Genomic DNA, 14,300 nt, shown 5'->3' on the forward strand with positions numbered 1-14,300 from the left:
GACCGGAAATGTGATGTCCGATATCTTTCAGGAAGTCGAAGAGGATCTGCGGCGCGAGCGCTTCAAGCGAGCGTGGGACCGCTATGGCATTTACCTCCTCGTCATCGCGGTCCTGATCGTGGTGGTCACCGCCGGCTGGCGCGGGTACGAGTATTGGCGCATGACCCAGGAGCGGGCGGCGGGCGAAGCCTTCGTCTCCGTCCTCGACGCGGTCCAGGAGACGGGCACCGTCACCTCGGCCGAGGCGCTGGTCGAATATGCCGACAGCGCGCCCGGCGGTTACGCGATGCTCGCGAAGTTCCGCGCCGCGACCGCCTATGCCGATCTCGAAGACCCCGATCGGGCGGTCACGCTCCTCGAGGAGATCGTGTCCGATCGCGACGTTCCGGCGCTCTATCGCGATCTCGCCCGGATCCGCGTCGCCCAGATCCATCTCGATCAGAACGACCCGGACGCGGCGAAGGCCGCGATCGGTCCGATCGCCCAAGACACCGGCAACGCCTATTCGCGCACTGCACAGGAGCTCATGGGGCTCGCCGCCTACATGCAGGACGATGTCGGCGAAGCGCGCCGGTGGTTTTCAGGTCTGCGTGATGGAGCCGGCACGCCGCAAGCGCTGCAACAGCGTGCGCGTCTGATGCTGGCTTTGATCACCCAGACGGCCCCCGAAGAGCAGTCCTCCACTGAGAGTGCGGCTCAGGAGACCAACTGATGCGTGTGTTGTTCCCGATCCTCCTTGCGGCCGCGGTCGGCGGTTGCGGTTCGATCTCAAGCCTCAACCCTTTCGGTTCCAAGGACGAACATCTCGTCGGCGATCGCGAATCGGTCTTTTCGACGAACAGCCCGATGATCGACCCGTCGGAGGCGCGCGCCGCCTCGATCGGTCCGGTCCGCAACAATCCCGATTGGCCGCAGCCGGGCGGGAACGCGTCCAACGATCCCGGTCATCTCGCTTATAATGGCGGAGGCTCCCGCGCCTGGCGGGCGAGCGTCGGCTCGTCGAGCAGCTTCGGCATGTCCGCTTTGCGTGGCACGCCGCGCATCTCGGCCCGGCCCGTCGTCGCCGGCGACCGGGTCTATGTCTATGCCCCGAACGGCACCGTCACGGCCTTCTCCGCCTCGAATGGCGGGCGCGCCTGGCAGGTCTCGCTGCGCCCCGACGGGGAGCGCGACGCGGGTGCGGGCGGCGGCGTGACGGTCGAGAATGGCCGCGTCTTCGCCGCCACCGGCTATGGCCAGGTTGTCGCGCTCAACGCCTCCAATGGCGACGTGATCTGGACGCGCGACCTCGACGCCCCGGCCCGTGGCGCGCCGACGGCGGGCGCCGGCAAGGTCTTCGTCGTCTCCCAGAAGAACAAAGTCTACGCGATCAACCAGGAGGACGGGACCGAGGCCTTCACCTATGCCGGCATCCCCGAGCAGGCGGGCCTTCTCGCGGTCTCTTCTCCGGCGGTGTCGGGCGATACGGTCGTCATCCCGTACACCTCGGGCGAGGTGATGGCGTTCTCCGTCTCGAGCGGCGAGCCGACCTGGCAGAGCTTCGTGACGCGCTCGATGCGCACGCTCGCCGTCTCCGGCCTCACCGACATCTCGGGCAGCCCCGTGATCGACGGTGGCACGGTCTATGCGACCGGGGTCTCCGGGCGGACGATCGCCGTCGGGCTCGGCAACGGCAACATGCAGTGGGAGCGCGATATCGGCTCGGCCCATACGCCGATCGTCTCCGGCACCACACTTTTCCTGATCGATCTCGCCGACCGCATGGTCGCGCTCAACAAGTCGACCGGCGAGACGCTGTGGATGACCGAGCTGCCGAAGCCCCAAAAGAAGAAGGACCACGCCTATGCGGGTCCGGTCCTCGCCGGCGGCTCGCTCTACGCCATTTCGAATGACGGCCGCCTTGCGCAGCTCGACCCGCAATCGGGTAAGCTGATGGGCGATCGCAATATTGGTTCACCAGCCTATACCGCACCGATCGTCGCCTCCGGGCAGATGATCATCGTGTCGGACGCGGGCGAGATCACGGCACTTCGATAACACCATGAAAGTCGCCATCGCGGGGCGCGCGAACGTCGGAAAATCGACGCTGTTCAACCGTCTCGTCGGCAAGCGGCTCGCCATCGTCAACGACACGCCGGGCGTCACGCGCGACCGGCGTGAGGCCGATGCGCGGTTGCAGGACCTTGCCTTCACCCTCATCGACACCGCCGGCTTCGAAGGCGCGGACGAGACGACGCTCGAAGGGCGCATGTGGCGTCAGATGACGCGCGCGCTCGACGATGCCGACATCTACCTCTTCGTCGTCGACGTGCGCGCCGGCGTCACCCCGCTCGACGAGATGCTCGCCGCCGACGTGCGCCGCCGCGGCAAACCCGTCGTCCTCATCGCCAACAAGGCCGAGGGGCGGACCGGCGATCTTGCCAGTCTCGAGGCCTATAGTCTCGGGCTCGGCGACCCGATCGCCTTCTCCGCCGAGCATGGCGAGGGGCTGTCGGACCTGCGTGACGCGCTCGCCGATGCGATGGAGGCCGTCGAGGCGGATCAGGCCCTCGCGAGCGTCCACGAGCCCGTGCTCGACACCGAGATCGACGAGGAGACCGACGGCGAGATCGACACCGCCGCGGTCGATCCCGCCCGGCCGATCCACGTCGCGATCGTCGGCCGGCCGAATGTCGGCAAGTCAACCCTCCTCAACACGGTGATCGGCGAGGAGCGGATGCTGACGGGCCCGGAGGCGGGTCTCACGCGTGATGCGATCTCGGTGGAGTTCACCTCCGGCGATCAACGCTTCAAGCTCGTCGACACGGCGGGCCTGCGCCGCCGCGCCAAGGTGGTCGCGCCGCTCGAGCGCCTGTCGACCGCCGACACCATCCGCGCGCTGAAATATGCCGAAGCGGTGATCGTCGTCCTCGACGCGACCCAGCCTTTCGAAAGACAGGATCTGTCGATCCTCGACCTCGTCGCGCGCGAGGGGCGGGCGATCGTCATCGCGCTCAACAAATGGGATCTCGTTCGGGCGCCGGACGAGACGATCCGCGCCGCGCGCGAGGCGGCCTCGCGGCTCGTCCCGCAAGCGGCGGGCGTGCGTGTCGTGCCGGTGTCGGCGCTGTCCGGGCGCGGCGTGCCGAAGCTGATGGATACGGTGCGCGAGGCGGTCACCCGCTGGTCGGCGCGTATCTCGACCGGGCGCCTCAACCGTTGGCTCGAAATGGCGACCCAGCGCCATCCGCCCCCGGCGGTCGGCGGTCGGCGCATCCGCATCCGGTATATGACACAGGCGAAGACCCGTCCCCCGACCTTCATCGCCTTCTGTTCGCGGCCCGAAGTCCTGCCCGCCTCCTATCAGCGCTATCTGATGAACGGCATTCGCGAGACGTTCGATTTGCCCGGCGTGCCGATCCGTTTGACCTTGCGCAAGCAGGACAACCCCTACGCGGATTAAGGTCCGTCCTCAGCGGCCCGCGCCCCCCGGCGCATAAATCCGGCCGCTTTACCCCGCACGGGATCGAGGACGACCATGAAGGACGCTGCGCGCCCGACCTTCACCGAGCTTTTCACGCCGAAGCTCGTCACCGTATTGCGGGAAGGCTACGGCCTTTCCAACTTCCGCTCCGACGCGCTCGCCGGGCTGACGGTCGCCATCGTCGCGCTGCCGCTGTCGATGGCGATCGCGATCGCCTCCGGCGCGAGCCCCGCCCAGGGGCTCTATACCGCGATCATCGGCGGCTTCTTCGTCTCCGCGCTCGGCGGTAGCCGCTTCCAGATCGGTGGCCCGGCCGGGGCCTTCATCGTCCTCGTCGGGGCGACGGTCGACGCGCACGGGATGGACGGGCTGATCCTCGCGACGCTGATCTCGGGCCTCGTTCTTGCTGCGATCGGCTTTTTGCGGCTCGGCACCTATATCAAGTTCATTCCCTATCCGGTCACGGTGGGCTTCACCGCCGGGATCGCGGTGATCATTTTCGCGAGCCAGATCGCGCCGCTTCTCGGCCTGTCGATCGCTGGGGAGGAGCCGCGCGCGCTCCTCGACAAGCTTCCCGTCCTCTTCGATGCGCTGCCGACCATCAATCTGCCGACGGTGGTCGTCTCGGTCGCGACGATCGCCATCATCGTCGGCCTCAAGCGCTATCAGCCGCGCTGGCCGGGGATGCTCGTCGCGGTCGGAGCGGGCGCGATCGCGATGGCGCTGTTCGACCTTCCGATCGCGACGATCGGCAGCCAGTTCGGCGGCATCCCGATGGGGCTGCCGGCCCCGCACCTACCGACTTTGTCGTTCGAGAAGGTAGTGGCGGTTCTGCCGAACGCGCTCGCCTTCGCGCTCCTCGGCTCGATCGAATCGCTCCTCTCCGCCGTCGTCGCCGACGGCATGACCGGCCGGCGGCACCGCTCGAATTGCGAGCTCGTCGCCCAGGGTGTCGCAAACGTCGCCTCGAGCCTCTTTCACGGCATCTGCGTCACCGGCACAATCGCCCGCACCGCCACCAATGTGCGCGCCGCCGCCCACGGTCCGATCGCCGGGATCCTGCATGCCGCCTTTCTCCTCGTCTTCATCGTCGCGGCGGCGCCGCTCGCGGCCTATATCCCCCTCGCATCGCTCGCCGGTGTCCTCGCCGTGGTCGCCTGGAACATGGTCGAGAAGCAGGCCTTCATCACCCTCGTGCGCGCCTCGTGGGGCGATGCCGCGGTACTCCTCGTAACCTTCGGGCTCACCGTCTTTCGCGACCTCACGGAGGCGATCGTGGTCGGCTTCGCGCTGGGATCGGTCCTCTTCATCCACCGCATGTCGAAGACGACGGCGGTGGAGACCGCACCTTTCGTGACCGAGGACCAGGCCGACGCCGAGGGGGGACGCACACCCTATCGCGAGGCGGAGGCGACCGACCCCGATATCGTCGTCTATCGGATCACGGGTGTTTTCTTCTTCGGCGCGGCGGCCTCGATCGGCTCGGTCCTCGACCGGATTTCCGACCGCAGACGCGCCTTGATCGTCGACTTCGCGGCGGTCCCGTTCGTCGATTCCACCGCGGCGAACACCATTGAGGGGCTTGCCCACAAGGCGAAGCGCCAAGGGGTCGCGCTCATCCTGACGGGCGCGTCGGCGGCGGTGCGCAAGGCGCTCGAGGCCCACGGGCTGACGCCGCCATTCGTGCGGTACGAGGCGAGCGTCGAGCTGGCGCTCGCGGCGCTTCATCCGCGAGCGGAAGCGGCCTGACGGCGGACGTGGCCGAGGGGGGTCTCGAGAAGGTGATGGGTGCGGGACGGCCGGAGCGCTCCGACGTCACCAAGAAACAGGGGGAGCGCCTGTTCCTCGGAGCCCGCCATCGCTGATCGATGCCCTGAGACGGATGGCGGCCGGGCGCAAGGCACGCGCCGCTGCGCGTCGCTCTTCGGCCTTGCCCCCGACCGCCATCCGCCTCTGATCGGGCATCAGCGATGGCGGGCTCCGAGGAACAGGCTAAGCGGCGCCCGTGTTTCCGGGGAGGGGGCGAGGCCGTGCCCCTCAGGGGGCGGCGGCGCCGTTAGACGAAGCCGCGCTCTGTGAACGCGTAGGTGACACCGTTCTCGGTGAAGGCGGGGACGCACATCGCGGCGACCAGCGGGGCGACGGCCTCGGGCGGCTCCAGCGTGTTCGGATCCTCGCCGGGGACGGCAGCGGCGCGCATCCGGGTGCGGAGCGGGCCGGGGCTGAACAGATTGGCGCGGATCGCGGTCGAGCCGGTTTCCGCGACATAGGTTTGCACCAGCGCGTTGAGCGCGGCCTTCGAGATCGAATAGGCGCCCCAATTGGCGCGCAGCTTGGTCGCGGCGCCGGAGGTGATGAAGACGCAGCGCGCAGCGTCGGAGCGGCGAAGCGCCGGGTCGAGCGTGCGGATGAGGCGCCAGTTCGCCGTGAGGTTCACGTCGATCGCCTCCTGCCAGACCTTCGCCGGAATATGGGCGAGGGGGGAGATGCGGCCGAGCACGCCGGCATTGCCGACGAAGACATCGAGCTTGCCCCAGCGTTCGAAGATGGAGGCGCCGAGACGGTCGATGCCTTGCCCGTCGGTGAGGTCGAGCGGGACGAGGGTGCCTTCGCCGCCGATCGCCTTCAGCTTGTCGTCGAGGGCTTCGAGATCCTCGATCTTGCGGCCGACGGCGATGACGTGCGCGCCATGGCGGCCGAGCTCGAGGGCGATCTGCTCGCCGATCCCGCGCGTTGCGCCGGTGACGAGGGCGATCCTGCCGCCCAGCGGCGACAGGTCGAAGGTCGCGAGCGGATCGCTCACTGCGCGTTTTCCAGGAAGGACAGCTGAGAGTGGGGGAGTTTTTCCATGCGGTCGGTCAATTGGGTCGGATAATCGCCGGTGAAGCAGGCGTCGCAATATTTCGGGCTTTCGAGGTCGCGCCGCTCTTCGCCGGCGGCGCGATAGAGGCCGTCGATCGACAGATAAGCGAGGCTGTCCACCCTGATATAGCGGGCGAGCTCCTCGACACTCATGCGTGAGGCGATGAGCTTCGACTTTTCCGGGGTGTCGACGCCGTAAAAGCAGGAATCGGTCGTTGGCGGGCTTGCGATGCGCATGTGCACCTCGGCGGCCCCCGCCTCGCGCACCATCTCCACGATCTTGAGCGAGGTGGTGCCGCGCACGATGGAATCGTCGACGAGGACGACGCGCTTGCCGGCGAGCACCGGCCGGTTCGCATTGTGCTTCAGCTTCACGCCCATATGGCGGATCTGGTCGGACGGCTCGATGAAGGTGCGGCCGACATAATGGTTGCGGATGATGCCGAGATCGAAGGGCATGGCCGAGGCTTCGGCGAAGCCGATCGCCGCCGGGGTGCCGGAGTCCGGCACGGGGACGACGACGTCGGCCACGGCGGGTGCCTCGCGGGCGAGTTCGGCGCCGATGCGCTTGCGGACCGAATAGACGTCGCGGCCGGCGACGGAGGAATCGGGCCGGGCGAAATAGACGTACTCGAAGACGCAGAAGCGGTCGGCGCTCGGCGGGAAGGGGCGGATCGATTCGAGGCCGCGATCGGACAGGATGACGAGTTCGCCCGGCTCGACATCGCGCACATAGCGCGCGCCGATGATGTCGAGGGCGCAGGTCTCCGAAGCGAGGACGAAGGCGCCCTCATAGTCACCGATGACGAGCGGGCGAATGCCGAGCGCGTCCCGGCAGCCGATCATCATCGACGGGGTCAGCGCGACGAGCGCGAAGGCGCCCTCCACCTGCCGCACGGCGTCGACGAAACGCTCGATGAAGGTGCCCTTGGTCGAAGTCGCGAGCAGATGGATGAGCACCTCGGTGTCCGAGGTGGATTGGAAGATCGAGCCGCGCTCGCGCAATTCCTTGCGCAGGCGATGGGCGTTGGTGAGGTTGCCGTTGTGCGCAACGGCGAAGCCCCCCATCGCGGTCTCGGCGAAGAGGGGCTGGACGTTGTGGAGCGCGGGCTCGCCGGTCGTCGAATATCGATTGTGTCCGATGGCACAATCACCCTTCAGACGAGCGATGACATCCTGGCTGGTGAAGTTGTCACCGACGAGGCCCATGTGGCGCTCGACCCGGAAGCTGCCGCGATCGCAGGCGACGATCCCGGCGGCCTCCTGGCCGCGATGCTGCAAGGCATGGAGGCCGAGCGCCGTGAGGGCGCTCGCACCTGGATTGCGGAAGACGCCGAAGACGCCGCACTCATCGTGGAAGCGGTCGCCCTCGCGAATATCGATGAGGCGGCGTATGGCCAAGTTAGTTCTGCACTCCGTTGCTGGTGGCGGGCGCTGTCGTCGTCCCGCTCGGAGCAGAGGTTTCCGGCGTCGTCGTGTCGGTCGGGGCGGGCGTCGTGGTCTCGCCGGTGGCGGGAGCCTCGGTGCTCGTTCCGGTCGCGCTGTCGTCTCCGTTATTGTTGGAGTCGATGAGCTGGTCGATCTGCTGCTGGTTGGTCTCGGTGCCCGGGGTCGGTTCCGTCGGCGTCGTCGGAGCGGGGCTCGTGGACGGGGCGGTCGTGGTGTCCGGAACGGTGGTCTCGGGGGTCGTCGTCTCGGGCGACGGCGTCGTGGTGCCCGGCGTCGTGACGGGGGACGGGGTCGACGTGGTCGGGGTCGAGGTGGCCGGGGTCGTCGCCGTGCCGTCTTCCTCGTCGAACGCGCCGCGGATTGCCGCTTCCGGGTCTTCGGGGATGGCCGCGATCAGCGTGTCGCCCCACTCGGACAGCTTTTCATAGCTGACGGCGGTCGTGACCCATGCCGGGCGGTTCTGCTCGTCGACGAGCCAGTTGAAGAAGATGACCGCCACGATCACCAGAAGAAGGCCGCGCGCCGCACCGAAGATGAAGCCGATCAGACGATCGAGCGCACCGACGGGGCTGTCCATCACGAAGTCGGAGATCTTCATGGTGATGAGGCTGACGATGATCAGCGACACCAGGAAGATCGCAGCGGCCGAGATGCCGACGGCAATCGTGCGATTGTCGACATATTCACTGATGAAGGGGAGGAGATCCTCGTAGAAGAGGTAGGCCAGGATCGCCGCGGCGACCCAAGCGGCTATGGACAAAACTTCGCGGACGAAGCCACGGAACATGGCGAGAAGTGCCGAAATGAGCACTACGGCAATTACCACGCCGTCCAGGATCGCGATATTCATCAATCGTCTCCAGAGAAGGTGCTCTGCCGCTCGTCGGCAAAGCCAGCCGGTGCGATCCGGTGGACCAAATTGACGAGCAATGCAACCTCGCTCGTGGCGCAACCGTCGACCTCGCCCGCAGCTTGTGGTGGCACGATCGCACCTTGAAAGCCGAGTTTGGCCGCTTCCTTTAAACGTCCCGTGGCGTGGGGCACGGCTCGAATGCGCCCCGAAAGACTGACTTCGCCGAAATATACCACGTCCGCCGGCAGCGCGACGCCCGCGCGCGAGGAAATCAGCGCTGCGGCGACGGCGAGATCGGCGGCGGGCTCGGCGATGCGAAGTCCTCCTGCCACCGCGAGGTAGATATCATGGGTCGATAAAGCAAGGCCACAGCGGGCTTCGAGCACCGCGAGCACCATCGAGAGGCGGGCCGAGTCCCATCCGATGACGGACCGTCTCGGGGTGCCGAGGCGGGAGGGGGTCACGAGAGCCTGGATTTCCACAAGAAGTGGTCGCGTCCCCTCCATTCCGGCGAAGACGGCCGCCCCCGGAGAGGAGACATCGCGCTCGCCGAGAAAAAGCTCGGACGGGTTCGCGACCTCCGACAGCCCGCCGCCGGTCATCTCGAAGACGCCGAGCTCGTCGGTCGGGCCGAATCGGTTCTTTGAGCCGCGCAGGAGGCGGAAGGCGTGGCTCGGGTCGCCCTCGAAGGTGAGGACGGCGTCGACCATGTGCTCGACGACGCGGGGGCCGGCGATCTGGCCGTCTTTGGTCACGTGGCCGACCAGGATGACGGCGGCGCCCGACAGCTTCGCGTAACGGATGAGCGCTTGGGCGGAGGCGCGGACCTGCGTCACCGTGCCTGGGGAGGCGTCGGCGATCGAGGTGTGGAGGGTCTGGATGGAATCGATGACGACGAGCGTCGGCGCCGGTCCCGCGCTGAGCGTTTCGAGGATCGTCTCGACGCTCGTCTCGGCCGCGAGCGCCACCGGGGCGGCGCCGGCGCCGAGACGGCGGGCGCGGAGCTGAACCTGTGCCGTCGCCTCTTCGCCGGTCACGTAGACGACGGCGTGCCCGGCGCGCGCCAAAGAGGCGGCGGTCTGGAGGAGGAGGGTCGACTTGCCGATGCCCGGATCGCCGCCGATCAGGATCGCCGAGCCGGGCACGATGCCGCCGCCCGTCACCCGGTCGAACTCGGCGATGCCGGTGACGATGCGCGGCTCCTCCGCGATCGGCGCGTCGAGGGTCGACAGTTCGAGGCGGCGGCCTTTGGTGCGTGAGGCCTTGCCGGTCGCGGCGGTCATGATGTCGGCCGTCGCGGCCTCTTCGACGATGGTGTTCCACTCCCCGCACGTGTCGCAGCGGCCGGCCCAGCGCGTCGTGACGGACCCGCAATTCTGGCAGACGAAACGGCCTTGTCGGCGGGCCATCGTCAGAGGGGGCCGTAGCGGCGCACCGCGCGTCGCGACAGGTCGGTGAGGAGCTCGTAGCCGATCGTGCCGTCCTTCTGCGCGACGGTCTCGAGCGGCACATTGCGGCCGATGAACTCGACATAGTCGCCGCGCTTTGCCGCGATGTCGGTCACGTCGAGCGCGACGAGATCCATCGAGACGCGGCCGACGAGGCGCGTGATATGGCCGTTGACGAAGACGGGGGCGCCGTTCGTCTCGTTCGTGCCGCCGGCGGCGCGCAGATATCCATCGGCATAGCCGAGCGAGGCGATCGCGATGCGCGAGGCTCGCCGCACCCGTTCCGCCGCTCCATAGCCGACGCTGTCGCCGGTCTCGACCTCGCGGACCTGGACGATGCGGGCTTCGAGCCGCACCGCGACTTCGAGGGGGGCGAGGTCGGGGGAGGCGGTGCCGCCATAAAGGGCGATGCCGGGCCGCACGAGGTCGTAATGGGATTGCGGCCGGGTGAGGAGGGCGGCGGAGTTCGCGAACGAGGCGGGCACGTCCTTGAAGGCCGAGCGGGCGGCGCGGAAGGCGCTTTCCTGAAGCGCATTCAAAGGGTGATGGGGCGTGTCGGCGCAAGCGAAATGGCTCGCGATCATCACCGGACGCCGCGTCACCTGAAGAGCGTCCGGCAGGGCGACGCCGAGCCGGTTCATGCCCGTGTCGATGTTGAGGACGAAGGGGAGATCGTCCGGCCACGCATCGAGCGCGTCGAGCGAGGAAATGAACGGGATGAGACCGGCCTCGCGCGCGGCGGGCGGGTCGAAGACGCCATTGAGGATGTAGATCGTCGCGTCGGGGAGGAGGCGGCGCAATGCGAGCCCTTCGCTGACGAGGGCGACGCAGAAGGTGCGGCAGCCGACTTTCGCGAGGTGAGGCGCGATCTCGGCCATCCCGAGACCGTAGGCGTCCGCCTTCACGGCCGCGCCGCATTCGGCCTTGGTAAGGGCGGCGAGGCGCTTGTAGTTGCGCGCGACCGCCTGCGGGTCGATCGCAAGGCGCGAGGGGGCGCCCTCGAAGTCTGTTTCGGCGAAGTCAGATGTGGCCACGGCCGCTCCCGTCTCCCAAGTGGTGACAGCGCGTCAATCGCGACGCTGCGTCAAGACGGCGCTGCCACCGCGCGGCGGACTTGTCCACCGATCCGGCGCGGCGACGACAGGGCCTTTCGCCACACCTCAGCCGACCAGTCCGAGGAACACCGCGCCCGCGAGGCTGACGCCCACGAACAGGCAGGTGATGAAGGCGAGATTGCTGCCGAGCACGAGCTGGTTGCGCGGCACGCGAAAGACCGCCGTGGCCGTGAGGAGCGCCAGCGAGCCGAGGCCCGTCACCGAACCGATATACCAGCCGAGCAGCACGAAGATCGCGAGCACGAGATCTTGCATCGGGTTGCCCGTGCCGATGTCCTGATAGATGGCGAGGACGATGGTCGCCGGGACGATCATGTGGATCCCGAACAGCGGGACGAGGCCGATGAGGAGCCCGCCGGCGACGATCAGCGGATAGATCGGAAGATGCTGCGCCTCTAGCCCGGCGAGCAGGCCTTCGAGCGCCGGAATGTCGAGGATCAGCGCGGCGAGGATCAGAGCGAGTGTGAAGAGGGTGAGCTCGCCCTTCAGCCGGTCGAGCGAGAAATAGGTGTTGGTGACGGTGGTCTTCAGCGTGCCGGGGCCCATGGTGAGGGCCCAGAGGGCGCAGAAAGGGAGGAGGACGAGCGTGGCGTTCGCGAGCGTCGGCTTGTCCCAGACCGCCCCCATCAGGACGATCGCGGCGGTGAGGCCGCAGATCGGCACCAAAATCGGCCGCACGGCGACGAGAATCGCCCCCATCGCCGACGGCCGCATCCGCACCTCGCCGAGTTGCAGGCTGCCGATGAAGGTGACGAGGGTGATCACGGCGCCGGCCAGCGCGATCTGCCAGAAGGGCAGCGCCGGCAGGTTGGTCGTCACGGTCGCCATGCCGATCGTGAACGGCGACCACAGGATGATGAGCGAGGAGCCGCGCACCGAAAGCTCCGCCGCCCGCCGCCGCTCACTCGTCGGCGCGTCGCCGACGAGGGGGGCGAAGAAGGACATCACCCCGACGAGCAGAACCGAGCCGAGAAGGTGATTGACGAGGAGGATGCCGCCGCTTCGATCCGTGACGTCGACGGCTGAGAATCGATTGCGCACCGTCTCCAGCGCCGGGTGCGCCGCGATGGTGCTCCTCAGGAAGAAGAGCATCACGAGGAAGGAGGCGATGAGGGTCGCCATCCACAGCCGGTCGAGCGCACGCGCCGGGTCGGCGCCCAGCGCCACCGCGCCGATGCCGAGGATGACGAGAAAGATCGCCCCGGCGCGCGTGAAGGCGTCGATCTCGAGGAAGGCGAAGACGAGGAAGACGAGAAGCGCGCCGATCGCGATCATCCCCGCCACGGACGAGCCCGTCAGAAGGTTGACGAGCTCGCAGGCCCAGACGAGCGCCGCGCAGACACGCATGAAGGCGCGTGCATGCGGACGCCGGCCGTGCCCGGCGGAAAGGGGGACGTTCATCGTCGAAGCCTCGGTGCGATGAGGGGCCGCCGGCGATCGGGCGGCTCGCGTGGTCCCCGATTATCGCGCGCCTCGGCCTTGGATGGGAAGGGGGGGAAGCAAAAATGCTTTGCCCCCGACCGTCATCTCCGCCTCAGGCGGCCGCCAGAAGATCGCGCAGATCGAGCCGCTGATTGCCCATCGCGACGGAGCCGTCCGCATCGACGGGCCACGCCTCGCGCGGCCGGTCCCAATAGAGTTCGACCCCGTTCTGATCGGGATCGCGCAGATAAAGTGCTTCGCTGACGCCATGGTCGCTCGCCCCGTCGAGCGGCACATTCGCGGCGGTGAGACGGCGCAGCGCGTCGCCGAGAGCGGCGCGCGTCGGATAGACGATGGCGACGTGGAAGAGGCCGGTCGTGCCGCGCGCGGGCGGTGATCCGCCTTTGCTGTCCCACGTGTTGAGACCGATATGATGGTGATAGCCGCCGGCGGAGAGAAAGGCCGCCTGATCGCCATAGCGTTGCATCAACTCGAATCCGAGAATGCCGCAATAAAAGTCGATCGACCGTTCGAGATCCGCCACCTTGAGGTGGACGTGACCGATCCTGACGCCGCCATCGACCGGCGTGGGCGTCCGGTCCGGGTCGATGGGTTTCAATCTGTCCACCATGACTGTCCTCTTCTCCGGTTGTGATCGTCTCCGCGAGCATGCAAAGCCGCCCGCCTAACATAAGATGCGAAAATCTGGCGTGAATGCACGACGCGCTGCGATTGTGCAGAGCCTATATTGCGTCTCTGCAATCGGGCCGGCCCATATGCGGATATGCTGCGATGCTCGGCCAGCGTGGGGGCGCTTGGCGCGCTGGGCGATCCATGCTCAACAGGGCGGGCCACTCTCAACTGGGAACGAGGCCCGTGAAGTCCGCAGACCGAACCACCTGAATGATCCCCGCGCCACGGCTCGGGGCATGGACGCGGTGCCCCCGGCATCCGCGAGTTTTCTGCGTGCGCGCAGACAGTCAACTCATTCAGAGATCTGCACATGGACAACCCCTTTGAAAGCCCCTTCCGGGGTGTGACCCTCGACAGGCAAGTCACCAATCCGAACATCGTGGTCGGCCGGTACAGCTATTATTCCGGCTATTATCACGGCCACGGCTTCGATGATTGCGCGCGCTATCTCCTTCCCGACGACGGGGTGGATCGGCTCGTGATCGGGAGCTTCTGCTCGATCGGATCGGGCGCGGCCTTCATCATGGCGGGCAATCAGGGCCACCGGGCCGACTGGATCAGCACCTTCCCCTTCTACTGGATGTCCGAGGAGCCGGCCTTCGCGGCGGCCGAAAACGGCTTCCGGCCCGCCGGCGACACGGTGATCGGCAACGATGTGTGGATCGGGTCGGAGGCGATCGTGATGCCCGGCGTGACGGTCGGGGACGGCGCGGTGATCGGAACCCGTGCGCTCGTCACCCGTGATGTCGAGCCGTACGCCATCGTCGGCGGCAATCCGGCGAAGACGATCCGCAAACGGTTCGATGACCGTGAGATCGGGTTGCTGCTCGAGATGAAGTGGTGGGACTGGCCGATCGATCGGCTGACGGCCGCGATGCCGCTCATGACCAGCGGCGACGTCGAGGCGCTTCATCGCCATTGGGCCGCGACGATCCGGGGCTAAACGAAAGCGCCCGCGTTCCGGTCGGAACGCGGGCGCGATCATGGTCGCTCGT

General features: G+C 67.6%; 12 protein-coding genes. 5 read left to right on the top strand and 7 right to left on the bottom strand.

Going from position 1 to position 14,300, the window contains the following annotated elements; translation table 11 throughout:
* The first annotated feature begins 13 nt into the window (after window positions 1-13).
* The 4 genes from L1787_RS20240 to L1787_RS20255 all read left to right on the top strand — a co-directional run bounded on the left by L1787_RS20240 (window position 14) and on the right by L1787_RS20255 (window position 5,212).
* Window positions 14-712 carry a tetratricopeptide repeat protein gene (locus tag L1787_RS20240; protein ID WP_235710916.1) on the top strand — a complete coding sequence of 233 codons (699 nt, stop codon included), beginning with the start codon at window positions 14-16 and terminating at the stop codon, window positions 710-712.
* A complete protein-coding gene (locus tag L1787_RS20245) occupies window positions 712-2,037 on the top strand; it encodes an outer membrane protein assembly factor BamB family protein (protein WP_235710917.1) in 1,326 nt (441 codons plus the stop codon). Before L1787_RS20240 ends, L1787_RS20245 begins: the two co-directional genes overlap by 1 nt.
* Before the next feature lie 4 nt (window positions 2,038-2,041).
* The gene (der, locus tag L1787_RS20250) at window positions 2,042-3,442 is read left to right on the top strand and encodes a ribosome biogenesis GTPase Der (protein ID WP_235710918.1); all 1,401 of its coding nucleotides are present in this window, start codon (window positions 2,042-2,044) and stop codon (window positions 3,440-3,442) included.
* Window positions 3,443-3,517: 75 nt separating this feature from the next.
* On the top strand, window positions 3,518-5,212 hold the full coding sequence (locus L1787_RS20255) for a SulP family inorganic anion transporter (RefSeq protein WP_235710919.1): 1,695 nt from the start codon (window positions 3,518-3,520) through the stop codon (window positions 5,210-5,212).
* 307 nt (window positions 5,213-5,519) lie between these two features.
* Here L1787_RS20255 and L1787_RS20260 read toward each other — a convergent pair whose 3' ends face one another.
* The 7 genes from L1787_RS20260 to L1787_RS20290 form a co-directional block, all read right to left on the bottom strand.
* Complete coding sequence (locus L1787_RS20260; RefSeq protein WP_235710920.1) at window positions 5,520-6,266, bottom strand: SDR family NAD(P)-dependent oxidoreductase; 747 nt, start codon at window positions 6,264-6,266, stop codon at window positions 5,520-5,522.
* On the bottom strand, window positions 6,263-7,726 hold the full coding sequence (gene purF, locus L1787_RS20265) for an amidophosphoribosyltransferase (protein WP_235710921.1): 1,464 nt from the start codon (window positions 7,724-7,726) through the stop codon (window positions 6,263-6,265). The genes L1787_RS20260 and purF overlap by 4 nt, the downstream gene beginning before the upstream one ends.
* Before the next feature lies 1 nt (window position 7,727).
* Window positions 7,728-8,624 (bottom strand): CvpA family protein, encoded by an 897-nt coding sequence (locus tag L1787_RS20270; protein ID WP_235710922.1) that lies wholly within the window; start codon window positions 8,622-8,624, stop codon window positions 7,728-7,730.
* Window positions 8,624-10,036 carry a DNA repair protein RadA gene (gene radA / locus L1787_RS20275; protein ID WP_235710923.1) on the bottom strand — a complete coding sequence of 471 codons (1,413 nt, stop codon included), beginning with the start codon at window positions 10,034-10,036 and terminating at the stop codon, window positions 8,624-8,626. The genes L1787_RS20270 and radA overlap by 1 nt, the downstream gene beginning before the upstream one ends.
* Before the next feature lie 2 nt (window positions 10,037-10,038).
* The gene (gene alr / locus L1787_RS20280; RefSeq protein ID WP_235710924.1) at window positions 10,039-11,109 is read right to left on the bottom strand and encodes an alanine racemase; all 1,071 of its coding nucleotides are present in this window, start codon (window positions 11,107-11,109) and stop codon (window positions 10,039-10,041) included.
* A gap of 126 nt (window positions 11,110-11,235) precedes the next feature.
* Window positions 11,236-12,591, bottom strand: coding sequence for a hypothetical protein (locus L1787_RS20285; protein WP_235710925.1), 1,356 nt, complete (start codon window positions 12,589-12,591; stop codon window positions 11,236-11,238).
* A 133-nt stretch (window positions 12,592-12,724) separates the two neighbouring features.
* Window positions 12,725-13,243 (bottom strand): VOC family protein, encoded by a 519-nt coding sequence (locus L1787_RS20290; protein WP_235710926.1) that lies wholly within the window; start codon window positions 13,241-13,243, stop codon window positions 12,725-12,727.
* A 372-nt stretch (window positions 13,244-13,615) separates the two neighbouring features.
* Here L1787_RS20290 and catB point away from each other — a divergent pair, with 372 nt between their 5' ends.
* On the top strand, window positions 13,616-14,248 hold the full coding sequence (gene catB / locus L1787_RS20295; RefSeq protein ID WP_235710927.1) for a type B chloramphenicol O-acetyltransferase: 633 nt from the start codon (window positions 13,616-13,618) through the stop codon (window positions 14,246-14,248).
* Window positions 14,249-14,300 lie beyond the last annotated feature (52 nt).

This window comes from Acuticoccus kalidii, assembly GCF_021556395.1.
GTDB classification, from domain to species: Bacteria; Pseudomonadota; Alphaproteobacteria; order Rhizobiales; family Amorphaceae; genus Acuticoccus; species Acuticoccus kalidii.

Excerpts from the sequence above, each read along its gene's own strand:
- L1787_RS20240 (WP_235710916.1), top strand. The coding sequence starts at position 14 with ATGTCCGATATCTTTCAGGAAGTCGAAGAGGATCTGCGGCGCGAGCGC.
- L1787_RS20245 (WP_235710917.1), top strand. The coding sequence starts at position 712 with ATGCGTGTGTTGTTCCCGATCCTCCTTGCGGCCGCGGTCGGCGGTTGC.
- der (WP_235710918.1), top strand. The coding sequence starts at position 2,042 with ATGAAAGTCGCCATCGCGGGGCGCGCGAACGTCGGAAAATCGACGCTG.
- L1787_RS20255 (WP_235710919.1), top strand. The coding sequence starts at position 3,518 with ATGAAGGACGCTGCGCGCCCGACCTTCACCGAGCTTTTCACGCCGAAG.
- L1787_RS20270 (WP_235710922.1), bottom strand. The coding sequence starts at position 8,624 with ATGAATATCGCGATCCTGGACGGCGTGGTAATTGCCGTAGTGCTCATT.
- radA (WP_235710923.1), bottom strand. The coding sequence starts at position 10,036 with ATGGCCCGCCGACAAGGCCGTTTCGTCTGCCAGAATTGCGGGTCCGTC.
- L1787_RS20285 (WP_235710925.1), bottom strand. The coding sequence starts at position 12,591 with ATGAACGTCCCCCTTTCCGCCGGGCACGGCCGGCGTCCGCATGCACGC.
- L1787_RS20290 (WP_235710926.1), bottom strand. The coding sequence starts at position 13,243 with ATGGTGGACAGATTGAAACCCATCGACCCGGACCGGACGCCCACGCCG.
- catB (WP_235710927.1), top strand. The coding sequence starts at position 13,616 with ATGGACAACCCCTTTGAAAGCCCCTTCCGGGGTGTGACCCTCGACAGG.